At 43.2% G+C, this 22909-nt stretch carries 15 protein-coding genes; 8 read left to right on the top strand and 7 right to left on the bottom strand.

Going from position 1 to position 22909, the window contains the following annotated elements:
* Positions 1-9: 9 nt before the first annotated feature.
* The 3 genes from rnc to recO all read left to right on the top strand — a co-directional run bounded on the left by rnc (position 10) and on the right by recO (position 2957).
* Positions 10-807 carry a ribonuclease III gene (gene rnc / locus JMY08_RS07705; RefSeq protein WP_010201782.1) on the top strand — a complete coding sequence of 266 codons (798 nt, stop codon included), beginning with the start codon at positions 10-12 and terminating at the stop codon, positions 805-807.
* A 366-nt stretch (positions 808-1173) separates the two neighbouring features.
* On the top strand, positions 1174-2139 hold the full coding sequence (gene era, locus JMY08_RS07700; protein WP_227679634.1) for a GTPase Era: 966 nt from the start codon (positions 1174-1176) through the stop codon (positions 2137-2139).
* Between the two features lie 47 nt (positions 2140-2186).
* On the top strand, positions 2187-2957 hold the full coding sequence (recO, locus tag JMY08_RS07695; protein WP_201592697.1) for a DNA repair protein RecO: 771 nt from the start codon (positions 2187-2189) through the stop codon (positions 2955-2957).
* Positions 2958-2999: 42 nt separating this feature from the next.
* Here recO and JMY08_RS07690 read toward each other — a convergent pair whose 3' ends face one another.
* Positions 3000-3794, bottom strand: coding sequence for a GspH/FimT family pseudopilin (locus JMY08_RS07690; RefSeq protein ID WP_227679629.1), 795 nt, complete (start codon positions 3792-3794; stop codon positions 3000-3002).
* Between the two features lie 512 nt (positions 3795-4306).
* Between JMY08_RS07690 and JMY08_RS07685 the strand changes: the two genes are divergently transcribed.
* Both JMY08_RS07685 and typA read left to right on the top strand, forming a co-directional pair.
* Positions 4307-5602, top strand: a complete 1296-nt coding sequence (locus tag JMY08_RS07685) for an OmpA family protein (protein WP_201592695.1) — start codon at positions 4307-4309, stop codon at positions 5600-5602.
* 357 nt (positions 5603-5959) lie between these two features.
* Complete coding sequence (gene typA, locus JMY08_RS07680; RefSeq protein WP_010201777.1) at positions 5960-7807, top strand: translational GTPase TypA; 1848 nt, start codon at positions 5960-5962, stop codon at positions 7805-7807.
* 191 nt (positions 7808-7998) lie between these two features.
* On the opposite strand, the gene JMY08_RS07675 is transcribed toward typA, so the two are convergent.
* From JMY08_RS07675 to cysM, 6 genes are all read right to left on the bottom strand, one after another.
* On the bottom strand, positions 7999-8439 hold the full coding sequence (locus tag JMY08_RS07675) for a hypothetical protein (protein WP_189582712.1): 441 nt from the start codon (positions 8437-8439) through the stop codon (positions 7999-8001).
* A 307-nt stretch (positions 8440-8746) separates the two neighbouring features.
* A complete protein-coding gene (gene mutM / locus JMY08_RS07670) occupies positions 8747-9697 on the bottom strand; it encodes a bifunctional DNA-formamidopyrimidine glycosylase/DNA-(apurinic or apyrimidinic site) lyase (protein ID WP_201592694.1) in 951 nt (316 codons plus the stop codon).
* Positions 9698-9760: 63 nt separating this feature from the next.
* On the bottom strand, positions 9761-12313 hold the full coding sequence (locus tag JMY08_RS07665) for a RelA/SpoT family protein (RefSeq protein ID WP_201592693.1): 2553 nt from the start codon (positions 12311-12313) through the stop codon (positions 9761-9763).
* A 409-nt stretch (positions 12314-12722) separates the two neighbouring features.
* On the bottom strand, positions 12723-14264 hold the full coding sequence (gene rlmD / locus JMY08_RS07660) for a 23S rRNA (uracil(1939)-C(5))-methyltransferase RlmD (RefSeq protein ID WP_201592692.1): 1542 nt from the start codon (positions 14262-14264) through the stop codon (positions 12723-12725).
* A 68-nt stretch (positions 14265-14332) separates the two neighbouring features.
* Positions 14333-15157, bottom strand: a complete 825-nt coding sequence (locus tag JMY08_RS07655) for a 3'-5' exonuclease (protein WP_201592691.1) — start codon at positions 15155-15157, stop codon at positions 14333-14335.
* A gap of 24 nt (positions 15158-15181) precedes the next feature.
* The gene (gene cysM, locus JMY08_RS07650) at positions 15182-16141 is read right to left on the bottom strand and encodes a cysteine synthase CysM (RefSeq protein WP_201592690.1); all 960 of its coding nucleotides are present in this window, start codon (positions 16139-16141) and stop codon (positions 15182-15184) included.
* Positions 16142-16718: 577 nt separating this feature from the next.
* On the opposite strand from cysM, the gene JMY08_RS07645 reads away from it, so the two are divergent.
* From JMY08_RS07645 to JMY08_RS07635, 3 genes are all read left to right on the top strand, one after another.
* Entirely contained in the window at positions 16719-20303 is a 3585-nt protein-coding gene (locus tag JMY08_RS07645) for an ATP-binding protein (protein ID WP_201592689.1), read from the top strand.
* Positions 20304-20469: 166 nt separating this feature from the next.
* Entirely contained in the window at positions 20470-21282 is an 813-nt protein-coding gene (locus JMY08_RS07640) for a crotonase/enoyl-CoA hydratase family protein (RefSeq protein WP_201592687.1), read from the top strand.
* 234 nt (positions 21283-21516) lie between these two features.
* Positions 21517-22776, top strand: a complete 1260-nt coding sequence (locus JMY08_RS07635) for a multidrug effflux MFS transporter (protein ID WP_189582687.1) — start codon at positions 21517-21519, stop codon at positions 22774-22776.
* The last annotated feature ends 133 nt before the right edge of the window (positions 22777-22909 follow it).

Here is a 22909-nt window from a genome sequence, read left to right as displayed (position 1 = left end):
AAGCCACGCATGAAACCAACTTCGCAGCACTCTCAGGCGGTTCCTACTCCCCAAACAAATAACACGTCTGTCGACACGCTTATTGTTAGCTCAGAATTCATCCAACGCTTGGCCATATTAACGCGCAAGCTGGGTTATGTGTTTAATAATCTAACACTTCCCAAGCTGGCACTGACTCATCGCTCGTTTGATAGCAAAAAAAACTACGAGCGTTTAGAGTTTTTGGGCGATGCATTATTGGGTATGATTGTGGGTGAGGCTCTATATCATCGTTATCCCAGTCAAAACGAAGGACGTTTGACGCGTATGCGTGCCACTTTGGTACGCCAAGAATCGCTGGTCATCATTGCTCAAAATTTAGAGCTTTCCAATCATTTAATATTAGGGATAGGGGAGCGTAAAGGTGGTGGTCGTAATCGTGCTTCTATATTAGCAGATGCTGTAGAGTCGCTGATTGGTGCTATCTATTTAGACAGTCAGGATATGACTATTACTCGTGATTGCGTGCTCTCATGGTATGGAGACCTGATTGATAATGTCAATGACCAAAAAGCTCTAAAAGATGCTAAGAGCCGCTTGCAAGAATGGCTACAATCTAAGCAATTTGATTTGCCGCATTATGAGCTTATGGAAACCCGTGGCAATGCACCGCATCAAATTTTTGTGGTGCGCTGTCAGGTAAATATCAGTAACTGCCCTGATATTACTGAATCGGGTGAAAGTCGCCGTATTGCTGAACAGAAAGCAGCAGAGCTGATGATTAATCAACTGCATAAGCTCCCAAGCTTGCCTAAAACTCGCTCGTAATCTAGATATCCCAAGCATGTTCTAACCAAAAAATGAATTTATAATATTTTTTAAGTAAGGGTTATTTTTAAATAATACTTATTTTAAAACCGCAAATATTCTCAAGCCAAGCATGGTGCTGCTATCTTATTTGATACTACTTTATTTTAGATAGCAGTAGAACTGTTGAGCTGATGATAAACCCCACAGGATAAACCTATGAGCAATCATACTGACTTGCCATCAAACAATGAAGATAATACCAACGCTATGACCCAAAAAACAGACGTAAAACCAATACTAGAAAATGCTGAATTAAAAAGTGCCGACTTAAATTCCGAGCACTCAGAAAATAATGAGGCAGAAAGCAACGATGTAGAAAACGATATGGCCATCGAAGAGTTTTTCTCGCCAAATAATAATGCGAGTATGGCTGATGATTTTAAAGCTGGCTATGTGGCAATCGTTGGACGTCCAAACGTGGGTAAGTCGACCTTGATGAACCATTTATTGGGTCAAAAATTATCTATTACGTCACGTAAGCCGCAAACGACTCGTCACCGCATCCACGGTATTTTGTCCAATCATGAGATGCAGGCAGTATTCGTTGACACACCAGGTATTCATCGCAATGAAGTACGTGCTATTAATGAGCGTATGAATAAAGCCGCAGTATCTGCATTAGTAGATGTTGATTTGGTATTATTCGTTGTTGATTCAGATCAATGGCGTGATGATGATTTGTTAGTTTTACAAAAGCTTGGCGACACTAATCTAACTGTAGTTTTAGTGATTAATAAAGCGGATACCTTAAAGGACAAAGGCAGTGTTTTACCGCTGATGGAAACCTTTAATGACAGTTTTGATTTTGCCGATATCGTCCCGGTCTCCGCTTTGAAAAACCAAAACCTAGATCGCCTGCAAGAAGTAATCGCCTCACATCTACCTATTGCTGCCCCTATTTATGATACCGAGCAAATCACTGATCGCTCAGAGCGTTTCTTAGCCAGTGAAATTATCCGCGAAAAAATCATGCGTAGCGCCGGTGACGAAGTGCCATATGACTTAACGGTACAGATTGACGGTTTCAAAGATGAACCTGCGCATACTGATCCAAAAACAGGTCGTCCACGTAAGGCTTGTACCTTTATTGATGCGACTATTTACGTCGAGCGTAGTGGTCAAAAAGCCATTGTGATTGGTGATAAAGGTCAGCGTATCAAGCAAGTTGGTATGGATGCTCGTAAAGATATGGAGCAGTTGTTTGATAAAAAAATTATGCTAACATTGTGGGTGAAAGTGAAACGTGGTTGGTCTGATGACGAACGTGCATTGACCAGTTTGGGCTATTAATAGCGATTAAAATTAGCCTTTTATAATCAGCGCTGAGGTAATGATAGATGCGTAATGAAGCATTGATTGGTTATTTGTTACACCAGCGCCCTTACCAAGAAAAACGTGCCTTATACTATTTATTTTCTCAGCAGCATGGTGTCATACATGGGATTGGTAAAAAAGGCGCGCCTTTATTTATGCCTTTACAACTGTTTGCCACGGGTAAGCGGGATTTAAAGACATTCAGTCAGATTAATATTGCACCTCAGCACGTCGTACAAATAGACGTGCTTCCAGAAGACGATGCCGCGAAAACGTTAAAAGCCGTTCCCTACGAAAACATCACTGGTCAACATCAATATGCTGCCTTGTATCTAAACGAAATACTATGGCGCTTATTGCCCACCGAAGATCCGATGCCAAAACTATGGCAACATTACCAAGACAGTTTAGATAGGCTAAAACAGCCATTAATGGCTAATGAGCTGCGCTTGTGTTTGCGGCAGTTTGAGCAGTATCTATTTAACGAATTGGGTTTTGCCTTGACACTAACGCAGGATAATGTTCAAGATAGTATCGAGCCTCAGAGTATTTATCGATTCTTACCCGATGCCGGTTTGGTGCCGATTGTGCAAGGTGAGTTTTTAGAAAGTGCTGATATGGGGCGAGCAGTTTTTGAGGGCAGTGAGATAGTGATGATGGTGGAGCAGGGAATAATCGATGTCACGCTTAATGCTTGGTCGCGTTTGCATCGACAACTGATTGACCACCTCCTAGATTATCAGCCGCTACAAAGTCGCTTGCTTTGGCAGCAGCAACAGCGCTATCAGTTATAGCTAAAGCATGAAAAAACTTAAAAGCTTTAACCTCAAAGCATGTCAGTCACCACACCCAGTCGGATGGCTGTCATTAGGCTTAAAAGTAATATTGGCGCCTTGACTGAATGATATTTGATACATCGCCTGGCTGTATGTTGAGTTTGCACAGTACTTAAAATGACCGAAATGCCCACGTGGTTTACCGCTATCACCATAGAATTTGACATAATGCCGTTTTGCTGCACGCAGATGCAAAGTGCCATATTTAGGGTTTAAGGTTTGTTCTTCTAACAAATCGTCTGTCCCTTTATCAAAATTCTGGTTATCGTTGTTATCTACAAAGAGTAACAAGGTTTTATTACTGTTTTTATGACATAAACCATTGCCGTCCGACAAACACACTAATAAGTTTTGGCGACGAATGACACTTTCCGCTTTCGCTAATTTTAGCGTGTCTGTTATTCCGTACCTGATACGCTGAGCTTCCATGCGTGCCAATTGTGTCAAGATAGCGGGTGTGGCAATCATCATGATAATTGCTAATACTGCTACGGTCACCATGAGCTCTATTAATGTAAAGCCATTTTGATATGAGTATTTAAAAACGCGCTTATCGAGTGTGGATTTCTCGTTTAAAATAGTCTGTTCAGTGCTTATAGAGCAAATCTTTGGCGCTTGCATTATGACGGCTGGATTAGTAAGCTTATTTCTACCCAAAACCAACTTAAGTAAACTAAAAGGAGATAGTTGTTGGTATATTGATGATGTTTTATACAATATAGCCATACGAGTATTACCTATAACAGATAATTTATTTGACTCTATGTCAGAATGCGTGTGTCTGATAGCTGTCATTCAAGTCCTTAAATATTCTCGTCAATAATATTTAGGTTGCTGAGATATTAATCATTCTATGTACTTATCATTTTAGCCAATAACAAAAATTAGATTAATGTTTGTTATTACAATATAAACAGAATATATGTCTACTGTCAAAAAATGTTTCAATTAGTGAATAGGTAGTTTTAACAATAGAGAAAAAGTACCAGTTGTATTAAAATACCCTCAACCAACAGAGACACTTCGGTTGAAAGTCTATTGCGAACTCATACACAAAAGGCAAAAAACGTAAGGTGTGTTTGTTCTCAGTAACTTAAGCTGGCTATTGTGTTTTAGTTACGACATTATCGTGTAATAATGTGTAGCTCGTTAACGAAAAAAGTTGTAAACTGAATCGATAATCGCTAAGCTACTTCTAAATTAGTTTTGCTTTGTCATTTAAAATTCGTAAAAGATGTCTATTCTGGAGCATCTTGAGAAGTGGTTTTGCTTAACGCATCACTAAAATTATCCTTTGGAGGAAGTCCATGAAATTGAATAAAATCGCTCTAGCTCTAGTTGCCGTAGCAGCTGCGCCTCTAGCAGCTAACGCTGGCGTTACTATTAGCCCATTGTTACTTGGTTATCATGTTACTGACGATATCAGTGATACAGCTGACAAACAGCGTGAAATCCTACGTACTGGTAAAAACCTTTATGAAGATGCCAATGGCAATCAAATCGGTGACGGCTCACGTGGTAACAGCAACGGCGGCATCGCTAAAGAAAGTGGTTTATATACTGGTGCTGCACTAGGTATTGAACTAACTCCTTCTACTCAGTTCCAAGTAGAGTATGGTGTGTCAAATACGAATGGCGAAGCGTCTGAAGATTCTGCAGATGCTGGTATCAACCGTTTTGACGTTGAACAAACCATGATCTCTGGTAACTTCTTAATCGGTACTGAAGAATTTACTGGTTATACTGATGGTGCACTTAAGCCTTATGTATTAGTTGGTGCTGGTCAGTCTAAGATCGAAGTAGAAAACCAAGAGCGTTACACTGCTTCTAATGGCGACATTGTTGACGCTGGTACTGAAGTATCAAGCTCAAAAGACACTATCGGTAACCTAGGTCTAGGTGCTATGTATCGCATCAACGACGCGTTAAGCCTACGTGGTGAAGCTCGTGCGATTCATAACTTCGACAACAACTGGTGGGAAGGCATGGCTCTAGCCGGTCTAGAAGTTGTACTTGGTGGCCATTTAGCACCTACAGTAGCTGTTCCTCCAATGGAAGAGCCTATGGTTGATACTGCACCAATCGTTGTTGTTGAATCTGATCTTGATTCTGACGGTGATGGCGTACCTGATAGCATCGATGCATGCCCAGGCACTCCAATGAATGTTGTTGTTGATGAGCGTGGTTGCCCAGTACCAGTAGATATTACTGACGAACTGAAAATGGAACTTCGTGTATTCTTTGATAACGATAAATCAGCTATCAAAAACCAATACAAGCCTGAAATCGCTAAAGTAGCAGAGAAAATGCGTGAGTATCCTAACTCAACTGCACGCGTAGAAGGTCATGCTTCTAAAACTGGTCCTTCAGCACGTTATAACCAACGTCTGTCTGAAGCCCGTGCTGTTGCTGTGAAATCTATGTTGACTAACGAATTTGGTATTGCTCCAAACCGTCTATCAACAGTTGGTTATGGTTATGACCAACCAATCGCACCAAACGACACTGAAGAAGGTCGCGCTATGAACCGTCGTGTTTATGCCATCATTACTGGTGACAAAACTATGACTGTTGAACAAACTAAAGATATGGTTGTTCAGTAAATAATAGCTAGATAGTTATCTTCTAAGTTATATCGTTACAAAAAAAGCTACCCAATGGGTGGCTTTTTTTTATTTATGTACTGAGAAAAGTAAGTTATTACATAAATTTATCGTGTAATAATGTTATACTATCGACCCAAACACTTTGTAGATTGACAAAGTGTACATTAGCATAGCTATCTGTACGATGGATTTTCCAGCATAGGTATCTGATTTTACTACTATTAATTAAATGAATTCTCCTATTGTGTACTCATTTAAAAGTCTTGTAGTCATATCTCTCTGGTTGATGGTAAAAGTTTATCCAGCGGTGCTTACTGCTACTGCATTTTTTTTAAGACGAAAAGAGCATTTTATATGGCGAACGATATCAAACACCTGCGTAACATCGCAATTATTGCCCACGTTGATCACGGTAAGACAACTTTGGTTGATAAACTATTACATCAATCTGGCACTTTTGGCGATCGTGCAAACATTGCTGAACGTGCAATGGATTCAGGCGATATTGAGCAAGAACGTGGCATTACCATTTTGGCTAAAAACACAGCTATCCGCTGGACAGATAAATCTTCGGATACAGAGTATCGTATCAACATCGTTGACACCCCAGGTCACGCCGATTTTGGTGGTGAAGTTGAGCGTGTCATGTCGATGGTTGACTGCGTACTTCTAGTAGTTGATGCTGTTGATGGTCCAATGCCACAGACTCGTTTCGTAACGCAAAAAGCGTTCGAGCAAGGTCTAAAGCCTATTGTTGTTATCAACAAAATTGACCGTCCTGGTTCGCGTCCTGATTGGGTAATGGATCAAATTTTTGATTTGTTCGATAACCTAGGCGCAACTGATGAACAGCTTGATTTCCCAGTTGTTTATGCGTCAGCATTGAATGGTATTGCGGGTTTAGAAGCTGATGATTTAGCTGATGATATGACGCCACTGTTCAAAACTATCGTTGATGTCGTGCAGCCACCACAAGTGGATGCAGATGCACCATTCCGCATGCAAATCTCAAGTCTTGACTTCAATAGCTTCGTTGGTGTTATCGGTATTGGTCGTATCCAGCGTGGTAAAGTTAAACTTAATACGCAAGTAACTGTCATTGATAAGCATGGCAACACGCGTAATGGCCGTATTCTAAAAATCATGGGCTATCATGGTCTTGATCGTATTGATGTTGAAGATGCACAAGCTGGTGATATCGTTTGTATCACTGGTATTGATGCACTTAATATCTCAGATACGATTTGTGATCCAGCTAACGTTGAAGCATTACCAGCACTAACGGTTGATGAACCAACCGTATCAATGAACTTCCAAGTAAACAACTCACCGTTCGCTGGTCGTGATGGTAAGTTTGTGACTTCACGTAATATTCGTGAGCGTCTTGAGCGTGAATTGATTCATAACGTTGCACTACGTGTAGAAGACACTGAGTCTCCTGATAAATTTAAAGTATCAGGTCGCGGTGAGCTTCACTTATCTGTACTTATCGAAAACATGCGCCGTGAAGGTTTTGAGATGGGTGTTTCAGGCCCAGAAGTTATCGTTAAAGAAGTTGACGGTAAACTACAAGAGCCGTATGAAAACGTTGTGTTCGATATTGAAGATGAGCATCAAGGTTCTATCATGGAGCAGGTTGGTCTACGCAAAGGCGAGATGACTAACATGGAACTTGATGGCAAAGGTCGTATGCGTATTGAAGCAACTATGCCAGCACGTGGTTTGATCGGTTTCCGTTCTGAATTCTTGACCTTAACATCAGGTTCAGGAATCATGACGTCAAGCTTCTCACATTATGGTCCACAGAAAATTGGTGATGTTGGTGGCCGCTCTAACGGTGTACTCGTTTCTATGGCTAAAGGCGTTTGCCTAGGCTTTGCATTGTTCAACTTGCAAAAGCGCGGTAAATTATTCGCTGAGCCACAGCTTGAAGTATATGAAGGTATGATCGTTGGTCTTAACTCACGTAACGATGATATGGCTGTTAACCCAACGACTGCTAAACAGTTAACTAACGTTCGCGCTAGTGGTACTGATGAAGCATTGACGTTGACTCCAGCAGTTAAGTTTACGCTTGAGCAAGCACTTGAGTTCATCCAAGATGACGAATTGGTTGAAGTAACACCTAAAGCGATTCGTCTACGTAAGCGTTACTTGACTGAAAGTGAGCGTAAGCGTCATGGTCGTAAGAAAGGTGCTTAGTAGCTTATATTAGTACCAATAAGTTTCTAAAAAAAAGGCTAACATTATGTTAGCCTTTTTTATTGTCGGTCTATAAATAATTGTTGGTAGTAATTAGTTGGTTGTAAATAGTAATTAGACAGTGTTGAAATAAATTTGAATATTTAGCAGATGCTCATCTTGTAGAATGATCGCTTGATGGAGTGATTGTCTTAAGGGGTAACTATCACATAATCATTTGTATTGATCAAAATCTCTGACGGTTGATCAACGACAATACGTACGATATTGTTATCGCTGACTTGTGACTTATAGTAGTTGTCTTCGGCAACCGTACAGCCTAAACACCGTCCCATCGCATCCCAAGGCTCTACAAATAGCTTCTGCTGAGCTTGATCAGCGTTACCACCGATTAGAGAAAAAGGCAGGCTGACAATATAAGCTGCCGTACCAGCCACGGCAGTCACTAAACCCAGTGGCTTGCCAACGATAGTATCTACTGCCATAGTGCCATAAGAAGGCCCAAAGTCATCTTCATCAATTTCTATCGCTGCCAAAGCAGGTTGCATACTGGCCACAATCAAGCTTACGCTTGTAATCAGGGTAAAAATTTTGCGCTTGACGGTGCGCTGTGTATGGGCTTTAACAGTCATAATGATATCCTAAAACTCGTAAGCAGTATAATGGATGGCTGCTGCTATTTTTATACAGAGACAATTTCCCTATACAAGCAATGCGGCAACGATAAATAGATTAATTATTACAGATAAATAAATGGTTTGCACTATTTATGTAAGCTCTTTCACTATTAAAGCAAGACGTAGGCCAATAAGCAACAAAAATGCGTGTGATAAAGCCACGGTAATCATCAATCTTACTCACCTTAAAAAATATTTTCTACTGTATCAGTGAGGCTTGATAGCATTAATACTTATCAAGTATGTCGTAGCATTTTACTTACTACGCTAAGGGCTGGCAGTTGGGGCAGTAAACGCTAGCACGTCCATTTAGCTTGATATTTTCTAGCGTCGTTTGACAGTGCGGACAAGCTTCACCCTGTCTACCATAGACATTTAGAGTCTGTTGAAAATATCCGGTTTGCCCGCTAGCGACCGTGAAATCTCGTAAGGTCGAGCCACCCAGCGCTATCGCTTTTTGTAGAATGCTCTTAATATGATCGACCAAAATAAAAATATCATCATATGATAATTGATGAGCAGGGGTCGCAGGATGAATCCCTGATAGATACAGGCTTTCGGTCGCGTATATATTGCCAACGCCAACGACCACTTGCTGCTCCATAATGACGGATTTGATGGCTCGCATGATTGGACGCTTTTTCGATGTAGCTTTACTCACTGTTTTTTTACCAACCGTAGTTTCAATGGCGGTTTTATCAGATAGATTCGTGCGTTGGATGAGCTGATACAAGTAATCAGCAGTGAATTCCTCTGATAAAGGCTCAGTACCCAAGTGATCTAACAGCTTAGCACCATAATCCTCATGCCACAGCACCGAGCCAAAGCGTCTAGGATCATGATAGTGTAATTGTATTTGCTTTTTATCAGTGCTACCAAATACCATCACTAAATGGTCATGTTTTCGCTTCTCTGTACCTTTACTATGCTGCTGTAAACTACCGGACATACCCAAATGAATGAGAAGCTGCCGCGGTGCCAATGTAGCAAGCTCAGCAGTAGCGTTATGCTTAGATAAGGGCGGTAAAAATTCTAATATCAAATACTTCGCTCGTCGCTCGATGCTGCCTAAGGTATAACCATCCAAGGCATCTAAGTCGTCAGGCATAGACCAGCGCAGCTTTGGCTGGAATACTTTTACATCAATCACTTGTTGCCCCAATAAAGGGGTTAAGCTGGTTTTGGTTGTTTCTACTTCAGGCAATTCAGGCATAGTATTTTTGGTAATAACTCGATTATTAAATGGATAGGTTTGCGCAAAGCCTTAGCGTTTTACTTAAGCAACCGCACGCCGTGCATGTAATATGCCATGCTGCTGTTCAAGTTTGGCTAAGAGCTTGGACAAATGCGCCAATCCTGACACCTCAATATGAAACTTTAAAAAGGCAATATTGTCATCATTGCTCAGGGTCTCAACTTGACGAATATTGACGTTTTCTTTGTCAATAATTTGAGTTAAGTCGCGCAACAATCCACGTCTATCATAAGCTTCTACATGAATGTCTACGGGTTGGTAACGACCTGATTTTACGCGCCAAGCAGCATCTATTTGGCGCTCAGGGTCACGTTCAATAAGGCGCAAATATTCTGGACAGCCCCGATTATGTACACTAACGCCGCGTGACAAAGTGATGTAACCTGCAATCGGCTCACCGTGTACAGGATGACAACAGCCTGCTAAGTTGACTTCGATATTGTCCAGACCGTCGATATGAATTTTATAGGCATCAATTTTGCCAGCATCTCTAGCATCGACACTGGGTGTGAAATCTTCCTCAGGTCTCTCTGGCTCTAAGTGTAGCTGACGAGAGATATGGCTGGTGAGCTGGTTTAGGCTGATATCACCTGTGACCAAACCAACAATGACGTCGTCTGTATTATTGACGTGAAAAAACTGAGTGTAATCATTTAAATCAATACTGTTGGGGTGGACGGATAAACGCTCCAGCTCTTTACTCAGCATGTGCCGACCGATCTCAATATTTTTGTCGCGGTCTTGCTTGTTAAACCATTGGCGCAGTTTTGAGCGTGCTCGATTGGTATGAATATAACCAAGTGAGGCAACCAGCCAATCACGATTGGGCTCGCGAGAAGCTTTGGTAATAATCTCAACTTGCTCACCAGTTTTGAGCTGATAAGTCAAAGGCACATAGCGTTGATTGACCCGAGCGGCTTGCGCACGGTTACCGACTTGGGTATGTACATAGTAGGCAAAATCAAGGACGGTCGCGCCTTTTGGAAGTTCGGTAATATCACCGTCACGACTAAAGATGTAAATGCGCTCAAGCTCATCAAAATCAACCAGTTGCTCTTCTTCGTCGAACTCTATTTCTTCTAGCTCATCACCAGTCAACATGGATGAGCGTGGCTGATTGCGTGTTTCATTATTGATAGAAAGCAGTTGACGCAATGAGCTGATTCTCTGGTTGAGATAATTGTCTTTTTTGTTTTTTAGCCCTTCTTTATAGTTGACATGCGCGCACATGCCAAGCTCAGCCTCAAAGTGCATCTCATGGGTACGAATCTGTACTTCAAGCGATTTGTTTTCGGCAATCACCGCCGTATGCAGCGAGCGATAGCCATTTGATTTAGGATTGGTAATATAGTCATCAAACTGTTCAGGGATATAGCGCCACAGACCGTGTACCAATCCTAAAACGTGGTAACAGTCGGAAGTATTGGTCACTAACACACGCAGCGCACGAATATCGTAAAGCTGATCGAAGGATAAGCCTTTGAGCTTCATTTTTCGATAAATAGAATAGATGTGCTTGACGCGTCCTGACACTTCACCCGCGATATCCGCTTCTGCTAAGGCTTCATTGAGCTTATCTTGCACACGCTGAATATAAGACTCACGTTCGCTGCGTTTTTCTGACAACAGCTTGGCTATTTCTTTATAACGTTCAGGGGCGAGATATCGAAAGGCGAGGTCTTCAAGCTCCCATTTTAGTTGGGCGATACCCAATCTATGGGCCAGTGGCGCATAGATCGTCATGACCTCACGTGCCACTCGATTTTGCCGCTCTAAGTGAGAAAAGGTCAATTCGCGCATGGCGAAGGTACGTTCAGCCAGCTTAATAAGCACCACACGCACATCATTGGTGACGGAGATGAGCATGCTATAGATGTTTGATAATTGGTCACGCTGATTGTTTACGAAGTGATCTTCTAAGCGTTTGTTACTTTCGATAATTTCCGACAGTTTACCCATTGCCAAAGTATCTTTGACCAAGGTCGATATGTCTTTGCCAAATTTTTGCTCAATTTCAGTCAGACTGATGATTGATTTGCGGGCACTGCGATAGAGCATCGCAGCAACCAGCGCATCTTCATCTTGATAGAGGTAGGTCAATATATCGGTCATACCGATACCAGTGACATAAGCACCGGAGCGTTCAGATTCGCTGGTATTCATATGACTACGAATAAAGTCACAGGCAGCGCTGAGGTTGGGCACAGACTCTTGGCCGATACGCTTGGCCACGTTATCTAACCACGCAGGGACATCGATATTGGCATTGTCTAGATCGATTGCTTCAAGCTCTTCTTCTGAGAGAATATGAGCATCATCTAAAAGCTGATTGTCCAAATACTCATTTTCAAGATTTGGGTCATGACTGTGGTAAGCATGCTGTGCAGAGCGATCAAAAGTCGTATGCAGCTTGTGAGTGGCCAGTTGGTATTTGATATCGAGTGGAATTTGAGCATAGCTATTAGCAGACTGATGAGAGCGTTGACTCGCAACCAGTTGTGCCGCTAACGTCGCACTGTCGGCTTGTGTGGTCTGTCCATCTACCAACGGTAATCCTTCACGAATTTTTACCATAGCCGACTCCTCTTAGCTATTTCGAATTGATTATAACCTCATCTACTACGTACGAAACCCAAACTTATACAATATATAAGTCGGCAACTAGAAATCAATACAGCCGCTAAAAATCCATTTTTAGCAGCCATAGAGTTGTATGTAGAATATGTAAGATTATGAGTGTTAATAACTGCTGTATGCTGATTAAATAAGCATAGAAAGAACGACTATTATTATCTCATTTTAAGAGGACAAATCAAGAGAGGCTCTGTAATGCTCATGTCACTATGATTAACATATCGATTAACATATCGATTAACATATCGGCTACTTTAATAGCATACTTTGACCTAATCTATGAGTAAGCAAAATGTGTTTATAGCATGCCTAATAACTCATACGATGGCATATGCGAAAAAAACCAACGTTAATTAGCGACCTTTTCAAAGCGCGCAATGGACTCAACATGTCCGGTATGGCAAAACATATCCATTACGCCAGCATGAGTCAGACGGTAGCCTTGCTCTAATAATGCTTTTGTATCGCGGGCGAGCGTTGCAGGGTTGCAAGAGACATAGACAATACGCTCGGCGTTAAATTTCGGCAGATACTGCATAATCTCCCACGCGCCAGAGCGAGGCGGATCGATCAATAGCGCATCAAAGCCTTGATTGGCCCAAGGCTTATCAGTACAGTCTTGCGTTAAGTCTTGGCTATAGAATTCAGTGTTATTGATACCATTACGACGTGCATTGTCAGCGGCGCGTGCGGTCATCGCTTCGCTACCTTCAACACCGACGACAGAGCCAGTCTCGCCAACCAATCGTGCCAATGGCAAGCTAAAGTTACCTAAACCACTGAATAAATCAAGTACGCGTTCGCCGGCTTTTAGGTCTAATAAATCACAAGCAAGTTTGGTCATCTGACGGTTCACCGATAGATTAACTTGGGTGAAATCTGTTGGGATAAATTCAAAAGTAAGGTCGTACTCTGGCAGTTGGTAATACAAACGTCCAAATTTCTGACTCAGGTCATCAGCATCCGTCAAGGCGATACGCTGGATGCTGTCAACGCCTTTCGATTGTAAATACAGCTGCCAATTGCGCGCGGCAAAAAACACCTTTAGCTTCTCTACATCAGCATCAGATAACGGCGCTAAGTTGCGCACAATGAGGGCGACTGGCTGGTTGCCATCTGGTAGCTCTGGCATCTCTTCACCCATCGCCAATTCAAGCTGGGCAATCTTGTCACGGCTCTCTAGAGTGCTGATAAGGGTTTTTAAGTTTTCAAGCTCAAAGCCAATACGGGGATCTAGGATATGACACTCATTTAGCTCAGCCAAAAAGTTACTTGAGCGTTCACGAAAGCCCACCAAGGCGGTTTCTTTTTTGGTCACATAACGCACACCCATTCTTGCTTTGGTGCGATAACCGAGGCGATCGCCGATTACAGGTGCTAGCCAATGATCAGGCTCGGCTTTGGCTTGATGCATCAGCATTTCAGCAAGGACAGACTGCTTAAAATTAATCTGAGCATCTGGCTGCCAATGCTGCAAGTTACAGCCACCACAGACACCGAAGTGCGGGCAGGGCGGTACCACACGTTCAGGATTTGGGTTGGCAGTGATGCTGATCGCGTCACCTTCTTCAAAGCTGGTTCGGCTATTGGTAAGCTTGACCAAAGCGCTTTCACCCGGCAAAGCAAAGCTGACAAAGACTTTTTTACCGTGCTTGTCTACGGCATGACCTTCTGCTTCGCCTAAGCCATTGCCATATACTGCCACTCCGCGACCATCATGCGACAATCCATCAATATTAAACGGTAAGGGTTCAGCCTCTTTTAGACGGCGACGGGTCTTTGATGACGGTTTGGATTTTTTCTTGTTAGGCGGAATGGTAATGGTTTGGGTCTCGTTCGCCTGCAGCGTTGCATCAGCTTCGGTAGATGTTTTTGAATCGGTGGGTTGCATAAACCTGCCTTAAATAAATAATAAATAACTGAAAAGGTGAGTACAGAGATTGGTACAAAGAATCATGCTTATACTGACGGCGTAAATGACCAATCAGCAATAAATTCTTGATGACGTGCACTGCCATCGGCTTGGGTATATTTTGCTAGATAGTCATGGCTTTGCTGCTGCCAAGCATCAAAATCTTGTGAGGACAGTTGACCCGTTAAACGCAGCCAGCGCAGATAGATTAGCCAGGTGTTCATCACGTCAGACTCGCAATAAATAGACAGCGTCTGCCAATCATCATTGCTGACAAGATCGCCAACCATACTGCCATCGACACTGGTTTTGCCGGGAAGTCCATACAAGCTTGCGACGATATCCATCGCTTCGCGGCGACTGGCACCGTATTGGCTAAATCTGTCCATCAAATCAAGATGGCGAGTATGGAAGCGATTGACATAATTATCAAAACGCATGTTTTTGATGCGTTCGCCTTCTTCAAACAGCCATGGTGCTGAAAGGTCATACTGCATGGCGCGATAAATCAATACCGGAATATCAAAACCTGAACCATTCCAGCTGATCAGCTGTGGCAATTTTTCAATGTCACTAAACGCTCGAAAGAATTTGACGAGAATTTCCTTTTCGCTGAACTTATCTGCAGTCAACGAAAATAACGACAACTTGCCATCTTTTATATATAACGCCGAAATACAAACAATACGTTGCAGCGGCAAACGCATAAAATCGTGCCCAGCCTCTTGTGTACGTAGCGCTGTCAATGCGCTCAGTGCGTCCGCATCATTTAGATCGGTCAGCTGCGGGTAAATACGGCGCGCGGCAGCTGTATCCGCGACAGTTTCAATATCAAAGACCAATATAGGGTCGGAGGGTAGGGCGTGTGACATAGATAAACCTAATTAATTTCGAGATTATGGTGCTGCATTGTCTACGCTATCATCGACACTATACAGCCCCGTCGATAAATAACGGTCTCCACGATCACAGACAATAAAGGCGATAACGGCATCAGGATTTTCTTTAGCCACCTGTACGGCAGCCCATGCAGCGGCGCCTGAAGATACACCCGCGAAGATACCTTCGGTTTTGGCCAGTTTGCGCATATAAACTTCAGCGATATGTTGGTCAATATCCATCACTTCATCGACCAAGTCTGCATCAAAAATACCCGGCATATAAGCGGCAGGCCAACGGCGGATACCAGCAATAGACGCTTCTTCGTCAGGTTGCAGCCCGATGATTTTAATCGCTGGGTTTTGTTCTTTTAGGTATTGCGAGACACCAGTAATGGTGCCAGTCGTGCCCATCGAGCTGATAAAATGGGTGATTTTACCTTCTGTTTGCGCCCATAACTCAGGCCCTGTCGTTAGATAATGGGCTTGTCTGTTATCAGGATTATTAAATTGATCTAAGACGATGCCTTTGCCATCCGTTTGCATCTGTAATGCTAAATCACGCGCCGCTTCCATACCTTCGTCCACTTCAATCAACGTCGCACCATAAGCAATCATGGCGTCTTTGCGCTCTTGAGTCGAGTTGGTTGGCATCAGTAGGGTAATCGGATAGCCACGCATCGCAGCGACCATAGCCAACGCAATGCCTGTATTGCCACTGGTGGCTTCAATCAGCATATCTCCAGGCTTTATGTCGCCGCGCTGTTCTGCTTGGTAAATCATATTAAAAGCAGGGCGGTCTTTGACAGAGCCAGCAGGATTATTGCCCTCAAGTTTGGCGAGCAAAACCGCGTCGTTTGTAATGTGCTCCTGCTCAGGCAGACGCTGAAGTTTCACCAATGGTGTTTGACCGACGCAATCGGCAAGGGCAGTCACTTGCGTGATAAAGTTGGCATTTGACGTGGTCGTCGTGGACATAAGGTATCCTTATTGGTTTTTTAGAGGACAATTTCTTTAATATTAGGTATTTTTTAGAGCGTTATTCATTTAACAGTCGTCTGAAGCACAGCGTTTTAAATAACGGCTTGCTGATTAACACACTGTTGTTATCGTCCAACAATCGCTTGAGACCATTCCTATAAATTCTGAGACTGCTACTATAAAGGTTGTTACTCAATCGTCAGCCAGTCAATCATCAGTGCGAGGGTCATAATTACGCCGTTAATCTGGTCATATGACGAGGTATAAATGATGACAAATAAAAAGTTGCGTCATTATATCATTTTGTTTTCAGCCGCGCTGATGACATCAGATATTATTGGTAAATGCATTGCTACTGATATTAAATACTTGAACATGGATACTGTCAAAATTATCAATGGATAGAGGTTCTCTCGTAGGGATTATAAAGGTTGAGGTACGCGCGATGAATGTTTAACAGCCATTCATAAAATACTGTTAAGATAATATCGAGCACCAGTTATTGGCTGCGGCATAAGACGTGAAAGCAGCATGAGTATTTATCGCAAAAATATCAGTGGAGAGTAACCCCAGTATGGCATACAAGAAACGTTTTGATACCAGTAGCGCTTATGGTCAGCTGATTATATTGGTGTTTTTGCCGATCTGTTTATTAGCAGCGGTCGGTGGTATCTTGGTCTTTCACGAAACCATGCGTGCCAGCAACTCAGAGCAAGAAGCGTTAGCAGAGGCGATGCTTATTCGTTATACACCCACGATTGCCGAGCGTATTCCCGAACTACTAGAGCAGCAGCGTCAGCAAGCGATAGATGAGATCAATACAAGTGAGGCAAATGAGACACCGCAAAAATCGGCTGTTACACTCAGCGGCCTCCAAGATAGGCTTGGGCGTATGCAGTCTGAGCAGCATGTACAGCGTATTGCGATTATTGACGAGGGCAATCAAGTACTGGTGACGGTAGGCTATGGGGCGAATGAAGCGTGGCCTCTGATCGCCACGACAGGGGAGTTTTTATCGCAAAAGCCAACACCTATCGGTACCGCCTATGGCAGCATGCTGGGTGATTTTGACGGTCAGCAGCTGTGGTTAATGATTGATATGGACAACGAGCCGCTCTATATCGCCCGTTACCGTATCGCCATGGCACTGGTCATTACTGGCTTGTTTACTATTTTAATCTTGTTGCTAAGTTTGAATATTTATTCAAAACGTTGGATTGCACCAATTTATGAGTTGCGCCTGCAATTACAACGTACCCATGTCGACAATCTCTACCAACCCGCTTCGGTCGAGTCAACTGGTGAGCTGAATTTATTACAACAGGATTTAGTTAGGACTCTACGACGTTTGCATGGTAGTTTTCAAGAGCTTAAGGACCATGCTGAGCAAACCGAAGATGACTTGCGTTTGGCCTTTGATGAGATGGAAATGCAAAACATTTCTATTAGAAATGCACGTGATGCCGCCATCTCAACCAGCCAAGCCAAATCTGCGTTTTTGGCCAATATCAGCCATGAACTGCGCACACCATTAAATAGTATTGACGGCTTTATTAATTTGCTGGCGCGTCATGGCGAGCTCAATCCTGAACAAGATTTGTATGTGCAGACCATACGCAAATCGTCGGCACACTTGCTCGCTTTAGTGAATGATGTCTTGGACTTTTCTAAAATCGAAGCGGGCAAATTGGTGCTCGACCGCCATGAGTTTGATTTGTATGACACCATCTATGATGTGGTCGACATGCTGTCACCGGTATCCTCAGAAAAGGGGCTGCGCATGGCGGTGCTGTTCTATAATGATGTGCCCATGCGCGTCAATGGCGATGCCTTGCGCCTCAAACAAGTACTGACCAATATTGTGGGCAATGCCATTAAGTTCACAGACAGTGGCGATGTGGTGGTGCGTGTCAGCTTAGATGACCATCGCGACAATTACTTGATGATTAGCGTACAAGACAGTGGTAAAGGTATTTCTTTAGCCGATCAAAAAATGCTGTTCCAAAGCTTTAGCCAAGGCGATCCATCAATTACCCGCCAGTATGGTGGTACAGGTTTAGGCCTAGTTATCTCCAAGCAACTAACCCGTTTGATGGGCGGTGATATTGGTTTTTATGATAATGCACAAGAAAACATTGCCAATCAAGGCGCGACGTTCTGGTTTCGAATGCCAGCCCATGTCGATGTGCTAGAGGCGGCTACTGGGCAGACGATTGCGCTACCCGTGTTAGCACCGCTGGCGAGTGCCACCGATGAGTTCAATGTGTTGGTATGGATTAATCATCCTGCTTCGATACAGGTACTCAAAGCCAGCTTGCAATACTTACCGATTAAGCTGACCCAAGCCAATTCGTTGCCAGGCGTGCTTGAGTCACTAAAAGAGCGCGGCAATTATTGGGATTGGGTCATCGTCGATGATGACACGCAAGACGATATGATGGCGCTGCTCAAACAGATTCGTCTGCATTATCAAGGCAAGCTGGCGGTGTTTGGTTATCAGGTCGCTGCCGATCAAGCACTGTTAAATCGTTATCATGCCAATATATTGTATGAGCCGTTAGACAAACGCCAACTCTACGGTATGCTTGATACGCAGAAGCGCAACGCACCCAAAAATATGCAAGAACCGCGCTGGAAAGGGGTGACCGTGCTGGCAGTTGATGACCATTTGCCTAACCTATTGGTGCTCGATGCCTTACTCAGTGAGCTTGGCATTCAGGTGATTACGGCGAATAGTGGTTTTGAAGCCATAGAGCTTATCAGCAAGCAACAAACCAAAAACATCAAAACAGCCAAAGCTGATAAGCAAAGTTTATCGAAAAAGACCCAAATTTCAAAAGCGGAAACGCGCGACGAAGTGGGTAAAGCCGCCAACAGTTCCCTATACTCTGAAGATAACAATAATGAAGACAAAAGCACTACTCAGAGTACAACCAATGCTCAGAGTAAAACCAGTAATCAAGATAAAAACAGCATCGACTTGATATTTATGGACATACAAATGCCGCGGATGTCAGGGCATGAAGCCGCTCGACAGATTCGTAATATCGAGAATGCTGATAATCGTATTCCCATTATTGCGTTGACAGCACATGGATTGGCTGACGAGCGCGACAAGCTCATGGCGAGTGGCATTAACGATTATGTGGGTAAGCCCATTAGCCAACCACAGTTGTTACAAGTGCTACAAAAATGGCTAGGACGCACGACGACAGTGCCGCAGTTAACTGCTGTGACTGAAGCCAATGCAGAGCAAGAGATTGGTACTCAAAATACTGGTACTCAAAATATCGGTACTGATGTCAGTACTGATATCGCTACTAAAGATTTTGATGCAAAAGGTTTTGATGTACAAAGTGACCCCTTAACGAATACCGCTGTGGAAAAACCTTTAGGTTCGTATGTAGGCACTACAGCACCGGCTTATCCGATGGTTAAAGGTAGTGACGATTATCATGGTCAGGTGTCCGAAGCTGTCAATCAGCAAAAAGTAACCCGACCGTTATCATTAAAAAAAATCCGTGATGACTATCTAAAGGATAGCCAGCCTCGTGAGGACTATAGACAAGGAACGCTGCGCGAAAGCCAGCCACGCTATGAAAGCTTGCGCTATCAACAGCAAAGACAAGCATCGCTACTGTACCCTCCGTACCAAATATCAGGCAGCAGCAACCCTGAGGTACTAGCAAGTACCGAGGATAAATTAGACGAGCACATAAACCTCGACCTAAGCGCTAATGATACGAGCACCTCCCATATCTTAGACTGGCAAGATGCGCTGACTCGCTCAGCGAATAAACCGGATCTCGCAGCCAAGCTTATAATTATGATGCTCGATACGATCAATGAGGAAAAGCGCGCCCTCACTCAAGCGTGGGATGCCCGTGACCGTAGTGCTCTTGCACAAATTGCCCATCGTATCTTAGGCGGTAGTCGCTATACTGGTGTACCAGAGCTACGTCAGGCCAGCCAAGATTTGGAAGACAAGAGCTTGTTGAATATTCAGCACACTACGCCTGCACAGTTTGTGATGCTTGAGCCCTATTATGAAGCGTTATTAACGGCATTAAATAACTTACAAGCGCTAGATTTATCGTCTTATGCGCAGCTGAATTATCATCGTCTGAGTGAAAATGATATGACGTGGAAGATGATTTGAGGCAGCTAATATATCAAATGGTTTTGCCTGTAAATTGGCTGGTTTTTATTGATAGATAGATGGTTGGTATCCTGACAGTCAGTTATTCATGCGATATGACAGATATAACCCTGTTATATTGGCATCATTAGCAGCATATTTATTTTATTTATTAATAAGGATTGTTATGAACGCGATTGCCACGTACCAGTATAAAACGTTACAAGTGAGTGTGACTGACCATATTTTAACCGTTACTTTAAACCGTCCTGAAAAAAAGAATGCCATGAGTTTTCAGATGATAGATGAGTTGATTAAAGTAGCAGGTCGCATTGGTAAAGATAAAACGATACGTGCGGTGATTTTGAATGGTGCTGGAGATACGTTTTGTGCAGGTATCGATTTGAGCGATTTAAACCACCCAAAAAACAAAGCCTTTGCACTTTGGGAGTTAATGAAACCTTGGCAGAGCCTCTTTCAGCGTGTCTGTTTGGTTTGGCGTGATGTGCCTGTCCCTGTGATTGCGGTATTAGAAGGGTATTGTATTGGTGCAGGGCTACAACTGGCGCTGGCGTGTGATGTGCGCATCAGTCATCCTGATTGTAACTTGTCTATTATGGAAGCCAAGTGGGGGCTCGTGCCTGATATGGGATTGACTCAGTCGGCATTGGGCGTGGTTCGCGTCGATGTCTTAAAAGAGCTGGCGATGAGTGCCCGTACGATTGATGCAACCGAAGGCAAAGAGTTAGGTCTCGTCAGTCACTGTAGCGAGACACCCTTAGCACAAGCACAACAGCTCGCTGCTGAATTTGCAGAGCGCTCACCAGATGCCGTACTGGCCAGTAAGCGTGTCATCAATGCGATGTACGAACAATCAGCGTTGACGTTATATCAAGAAAAAGTCTGGCAGCTAAAGATGATGTTAGGTCGCAACCGTAAGCTTGCGCTCAGAAAAGCTAAGCAAGCCAGCACTGCATTTGCCAAGCGCCAATTCCGTTAGAATATTAGACATTTCTTGAGAAGTTGTTAGTGTTTGTTTTATTAACATCATATGGCTATTGAAATACAAGCAGACAGTAAGATATAACACTGTCTGCTTGTGTATCTGTGCATAAATATGCATTATTGATTTGCTGCCAGTTTTTTATTTTGAATACCTTTATCCTGAATAAAAACTGGCCACACGCAAAGCCTGAATAATAAAATAATAACCATTATACAAAACGGTCTCACTATGTCTGCTCCAAAGTCTTCTTTGCCCAATAAACCACTTGCCTCTGAACGAGTGCGCTCTGCCGATTTGCCTGTAGCATGGATCATGATGCTCGGACTCATAGTGGCAGTAGGGCCGCTGTCTATTGATATGTATTTGCCAGCATTACCCTCGATGGCAGATGACTTTGGTGTATCCACTGCCTTTATGGCCAATTCTGTGCCAGCGTATTTTTTGGGCTTGGTGTTTGGTCAACTGTTTTATGGCCCGTTTAGTGATCGTGTTGGTCGCGTCAAACCTCTATATATAGGTATGACGTTGTATGTCATCGCATCCATCATCTGTGCAACCACAAATGATGAATATGTATTGTTTGTGGGACGCACCCTTCAGGCACTGGGGGCTTGCGTGGGGGCTGTGGTTACCCGTGCCGCGATTCGCGATCGCCTAACAGCCAAACAAACTGCCAAAGCCTTTTCTATCATGATATTGGTGATGGGTTTAGCGCCGATATTAGCGCCATCACTTGGTGCAGTATTTTTGCGTTTTTTTACATGGCACTCTATTTTTTGGTTTTTAGCCGCTTTTGGCACGCTCAACTTATTACTCACCAAATTTTTCTTTTTTGAAACATTGACTGAAGAAAACCGTAATGTGCGTCCCGCCAAAGAAGTCCTGAGTCAATACTGGGACTTACTGAAAGATCGCACCTTTAGCTATCCTGCGATTGGTGGCGGTCTGTTGATGGGAGCGATGTTTGTTTATATCAGCTCGGCTTCTGAATTGATCATGGATACGTATGGGGTATCGGCGACCCATTTTGGCTGGCTCTTTGGCATGAATGCGGCTGGTTTTGTCGCTTTAACGCAGCTGAACCAATGGCTCACCAATCGCTTTCGTATCCTGAGTATTCTGCGTTTTGGTGCGATGATGCAGGTTATTTCTGCAGGCGTGCTATTCGTGATAGGTCTGTTTTTGGGTACTGATGCCTGGCTACCACTAGTATTGGTCTGTATTTTCTTTTGTATTGCGGGTCTTGGTTTGACGCAGCCGAATGCTTCTGCGATTGCTTTAGCCTTCCAAAAACGCCGCGCAGGTATGGCAAGTGCATTGCAAGGTTCGCTTATGTTCTCCGTGGGTATTTTTGGCGGTTTATTGTTGAATCTATTTCCGGTCAATCCAGTACTTAAAATCGGTATTGCTATGTTTTCTTTAATGAGTCTTGGTTGCTTTTTGATTTGGCAGATAGATCGTAATTTAAATCTTGATGATGCCGAATAAGTCCCAAATGAGTCATTAAATGATCAATTAAATCACGCCTTACTTACTTCCTAAAAAGCACTTAAACGTCAAAGGCGTTGTGAGTGCTTTTTTGTGTGCTTTGTACTAAAAAAATGTATATACATTTTTATTT

This window comes from Psychrobacter sp. Pi2-51 (assembly GCF_904846665.1).
Lineage (GTDB): Bacteria > Pseudomonadota > Gammaproteobacteria > Pseudomonadales > Moraxellaceae > Psychrobacter > Psychrobacter glaciei.
Note: the sequence above shows the minus strand (reverse complement) of the source record. Positions and strands in the feature narration are given on the sequence as shown.

What these genes read in the sequence shown, in the direction of transcription:
- JMY08_RS07675 (WP_189582712.1), bottom strand. Translation starts at nt 8,439, where the DNA reads ATGACTGTTAAAGCCCATACACAGCGCACCGTCAAGCGCAAAATTTTT.
- JMY08_RS07655 (WP_201592691.1), bottom strand. Translation starts at nt 15,157, where the DNA reads ATGTCACACGCCCTACCCTCCGACCCTATATTGGTCTTTGATATTGAA.
- rnc (WP_010201782.1), top strand. Translation starts at nt 10, where the DNA reads ATGAAACCAACTTCGCAGCACTCTCAGGCGGTTCCTACTCCCCAAACA.
- JMY08_RS07635 (WP_189582687.1), top strand. Translation starts at nt 21,517, where the DNA reads ATGTCTGCTCCAAAGTCTTCTTTGCCCAATAAACCACTTGCCTCTGAA.
- JMY08_RS07645 (WP_201592689.1), top strand. Translation starts at nt 16,719, where the DNA reads ATGGCATACAAGAAACGTTTTGATACCAGTAGCGCTTATGGTCAGCTG.
- recO (WP_201592697.1), top strand. Translation starts at nt 2,187, where the DNA reads ATGCGTAATGAAGCATTGATTGGTTATTTGTTACACCAGCGCCCTTAC.
- rlmD (WP_201592692.1), bottom strand. Translation starts at nt 14,264, where the DNA reads ATGCAACCCACCGATTCAAAAACATCTACCGAAGCTGATGCAACGCTG.
- mutM (WP_201592694.1), bottom strand. Translation starts at nt 9,697, where the DNA reads ATGCCTGAATTGCCTGAAGTAGAAACAACCAAAACCAGCTTAACCCCT.
- JMY08_RS07640 (WP_201592687.1), top strand. Translation starts at nt 20,470, where the DNA reads ATGAACGCGATTGCCACGTACCAGTATAAAACGTTACAAGTGAGTGTG.
- JMY08_RS07665 (WP_201592693.1), bottom strand. Translation starts at nt 12,313, where the DNA reads ATGGTAAAAATTCGTGAAGGATTACCGTTGGTAGATGGACAGACCACA.
- typA (WP_010201777.1), top strand. Translation starts at nt 5,960, where the DNA reads ATGGCGAACGATATCAAACACCTGCGTAACATCGCAATTATTGCCCAC.
- JMY08_RS07685 (WP_201592695.1), top strand. Translation starts at nt 4,307, where the DNA reads ATGAAATTGAATAAAATCGCTCTAGCTCTAGTTGCCGTAGCAGCTGCG.
- cysM (WP_201592690.1), bottom strand. Translation starts at nt 16,141, where the DNA reads ATGTCCACGACGACCACGTCAAATGCCAACTTTATCACGCAAGTGACT.
- era (WP_227679634.1), top strand. Translation starts at nt 1,174, where the DNA reads ATGGCCATCGAAGAGTTTTTCTCGCCAAATAATAATGCGAGTATGGCT.
- JMY08_RS07690 (WP_227679629.1), bottom strand. Translation starts at nt 3,794, where the DNA reads ATGACAGCTATCAGACACACGCATTCTGACATAGAGTCAAATAAATTA.